1 protein-coding gene is annotated in these 4,111 nt (G+C 35.6%); it reads left to right on the top strand.

Translation table 11 applies throughout. The features are described 5' to 3' along the window. Nucleotides 1–477: 477 nt before the first annotated feature. The gene (locus ACH2CJ_RS15855; protein WP_394993931.1) at nucleotides 478–3,972 is read left to right on the top strand and encodes a beta strand repeat-containing protein; all 3,495 of its coding nucleotides are present in this window, start codon (nucleotides 478–480) and stop codon (nucleotides 3,970–3,972) included. Nucleotides 3,973–4,111 lie beyond the last annotated feature (139 nt).

Genomic DNA, 4,111 nt, shown 5'->3' with positions numbered 1-4,111 from the left:
CAACGTAAAACCCTATAGGCACAAAAGTAATTAGTTTTCTTTATTTCTCCCAAACTTTAGTTATTATTCATTACTAATATTGTTTTGTCAAATGGCATTTTATCAAAATAATCTTCTAAAATATGATTATTTTGATAATTGTTTGTATATTATTATTTTGTAACACATTAAGATTATTCTATTGGTAAATTTTAATATTTTACTTTTCAACCACATGAATTATTATTATCTATCAGAAATTTGTGATTATTGATTAACAAATATTCATTTGCGGTTTATTATTTAGCTTATAAGCATTAAAAATATTCGATTAACAGCCAATTTTGTTTTTTTATAACAATGTCAAGCAATTCGCAAATTATATAATTACTTTATATTCAAAATTTTTGGCATACTATTTGATAATATTTTTTTACAGATGGTTGTAATTAGCCACTTCACCAAAAAATAAGTTAGCTTATCATTAACTCTTACAAAATGTCAGGAATGATTTTACCTTTCAAGAGTCTCCGTCTTAGAGTCGGAGGATTCATGTTGCTGATTTTGAGTGCCTTAACTTCAGTGGCACAAACAGCAGGGTCTGAAAATGTAGGTATCGGAACAACCAAACCCGATATTTCAGCAATATTGGATCTTACCTCCAATTCAAAAGGACTTTTGATACCTCGAATGACCTTAGCTCAACGTGGAAATATTAAATCTCCAGCCAATGGCTTGATGGTCTATCAAACCGATTTCTTTTCAGGTTTCTACTTTTTCGATGGTGCAAGTTGGAAAGGCTTGTATGCGAGAAGTGCTGATGGTGCGGCAATTACTACAACATCCGCCACTTTGGCAGCAGGATCTACCTACGAAAATACTTGGAATACCAACGGAAATAGTGGTTTAAACTCGAGCGAAAATTTTATCGGTACATTAGATACAACTTCGTTGGTTTTCAAAGTAAATAATTATCGTTCGGGCTTAATTGATTATCGTTTCGGTAATACTTATTTTGGTTATCGAGCGGGTTACCGTAGCCACGGTTTCAACTCAGTTGCTCTTGGTGCTTATGCCCTGCATGAGGCAAATTTAGGTATAAACAATATTGCCGTCGGTTATCAGTCATTGCCAAGTAGTAAAACTGGTAGCGATAACATAGCTCTTGGCTCTAATTCGTTATACAGTAATGTAACGGGTTCTCAGAATATCGCTTTTGGTACGCAAGCTGGACAAAGAGCACTGGGCGATGGAAATATTTTTCTTGGCAATAAAGCTGGTATAAACGAAACTGGGAGTAATACACTTTATATTGAAAATGGTTTTTCGACAATACCACTTATTTTTGGTAATTTTGAAAAAGGCTATGTCGGTATCAACACCAAACAGCCCGAAAGTGCTTTGTCGATTGATAGTAAAGTAATTAACCTTAGTGGATTGGAATTTAAGCAATTAACCAATAACTCACCCGCAGGCCGACCTACACAAAAAGTATTATCGGTAGATGATAAAGGAAGAGTAATATTAGTTCGAGATTCGGTTGGAATTGGCTCGGGAGTACCACTTACTATTCCTCCAAGCTATTGGGCATTAAGGGGAACTTCGATTGAAAACAGCAATATAGGAGATGTCATTTTAAGCAATATCCGTCTAAAAAATTTGCGTCCAAATTCTCCCGCCATCAAGTCAAACTCAAAAGTGCTAACCGTTGATGACAACGGACTTATCGTACTTGCAAAAGATTCGGTAGGAGCATCGGCTCCAAACTATTGGTCGCTAAACGACAACAATATATCTAATAATGTTGGTGGTAAAATTATACTTAACGGAACCGTTCAACTTAGTAATATCAAGGCATCTAACAAAGCATTTAATTCTTATGGGAAAGTGCTAACAGTAGATGATTCAGGAAATTTGATTTTAGTGAGAGATTCGGTCGGAAATGATAAAGGTAATCCGATTCTTGTAAGTAATCCTTCGCCGTGGAATATCAGTGGAAATAACATTGCAAATAGCAATATAGGCACAGTTTATATCAATAATGGCTTGATTTTATCGAAACTTAGCAGTGAAAATCCTACTACCATAACTGCTCAAAAATTCTTGACAGTTGATAATGCAGGTAATGTCATTTTAGCAAATAGTTCAGTTGGTAGCGGTGTTACTTCTCAATGGACTTCAACTGGTGATAATATTAGCAATGCAAATGTCGGTACGGTACATATAAATAATGGAATTTGGGCGAAAAAGGGCATTCACTTAGAGTCAGGAATTTTAGAAGTAAATAGTGCTATCGAAAATAAAAGTGGTTTGCAGTTTTCACAGTTAAAATCGTCTAATCCTGCTGGAAAATCCAATGGAAAAGTACTAACAGTTGATGACAATGGAAATGTTATATTGGTAAAAGACTCTATCGCAATAGCTGTTAATCCTATTCCTGTAAGTCCTTCACCTTGGACTATCAATGGCAATAACATAACTAACTCAAATTTAGGTATTGTATCTATTAAGAATAGTTTATTAGCCAAAAGTTTAGAAATTAATGCAGCTGAACCTAACAAAAGTGGTATCATATTAAATCAACTAAAATCAACCGCTCCTGCTGGAAGACCTAATGGAAAAGTACTAACAGTTGATGAGTCGGGAAACCTAATTTTGGTTAGAGATTCTGTTGGAACAATTCCTGTAACCCCAAGTCCTTTACCTTGGACTATTTCAGGAAACACCATCTCTAATAGTAATGTTGGTCGAGTTCAAATTAATAATGGACTTACGTTACCACAAATCACCAGTGAAACCAGTACTTCGGTTAACACTCAAAAGTTCTTGACAGTTGATAATACTGGTAACGTAATTTTAGGAAACGTAATAAGTACACAAACAATAACATCACCTTGGATAGTAAGTGGAAATAATGTAACAAATTCAAATTCTGGTAAAGTTTATATAAATAATGGTTTAGCATCAAAAAACGGACTTATTATTGAATCTGGTAATTTGGAAGCGAACGGTGGTTTTGTATTGAGCCAATTAAAATTATCATCTCCAGCCTCAAAATCTTCTGGAAAAGTACTTTCGGTGGATGACAACGGAAACGTAATTTTAGTAAAAGACTCGATTGGAACTGGCGGCCCGGGAACCGTTCTGCCACCCACTACTTCACCTTGGAGCATCAGTGGTAGCAATATTGGCAATAGTAATACTGGCACGGTTTATATCAATAATGGGTTTGTGTTGTCGAAACTTAGTAGCAACAATACGCCAACCGTTACTACTCAAAAGGTTCTTTCGGTTGATGCTGATGGAAATGTAATATTAGTAAATACCCCTTCAGCAGGAACTCCAGTAGTAATCTCCGAACTCTGGAAAGCCAATACGACTGGCGGAGTTTTTAACACCAGTAGTCATGGAATTTCAATCATCAGTAACGAAGAAGGTAAAAGTGGTTTACAGCTCACCAAACTAAAAGCCTCAGCAACACCTGGCAATAGCTATGGAAAAGTGCTTTCGGTAGATGACAATGGAAACGTAATTTTGGTAAATGATGCTGTAGGTGGTGGAGGCGGAACAAGCACTCCCGTTGGTTGGAATATTGTTGATGGCAGAGTTCAGAATACTAATAACGGAAAAGTAGTGATTGGTACAGGTATCAATTCGTTTCCTGATGGTTTCCAACTTTTTGTAAAAGGTGGAATCTTGACTGAAAGAGTAAGAGTAGCTATTGCCAATTCTGACCGTTGGGCTGACTATGTTTTCCAAAAAGGATATCAATTGATGCCATTACATGAAGTAGAAAAATTTATTACTCATCACCAACATTTGCCAAATGTGCCTTCGGCCGAAGAAATGGCAAAGAATGGTATGGATGTAATGGAAACAAGTGCCAAACTAATGGAGAAATTGGAAGAGCTAACACTCTACATGATTGATGCCAACAAGAAAATTGAGGCATTGCAAGAGAAAGTAAAGACGCTTGAAAAAGCACAAAAATAAAAAGTACATAATCAATACAGAAATTGCAATAATTATTAAAATAATGCAATATCAGTGATTTTAAATATATTGATTTTTATGGGTTAGGGTTTATTTTAAACGCCACTGCACACGATTGCGGTGGCGTTTTTTGTTGTGT

The sequence above is a fragment of the Emticicia sp. genome (genome assembly GCF_043780375.1).
Classification (GTDB): Bacteria; Bacteroidota; Bacteroidia; order Cytophagales; family Spirosomataceae; genus Emticicia.
This window is presented reverse-complemented; position numbering and strand designations above follow the sequence as displayed.

Bases quoted from the DNA above. Each gene is read 5' to 3' on its own strand.
- ACH2CJ_RS15855 (WP_394993931.1), top strand. From the start codon at position 478: ATGTCAGGAATGATTTTACCTTTCAAGAGTCTCCGTCTTAGAGTCGGA.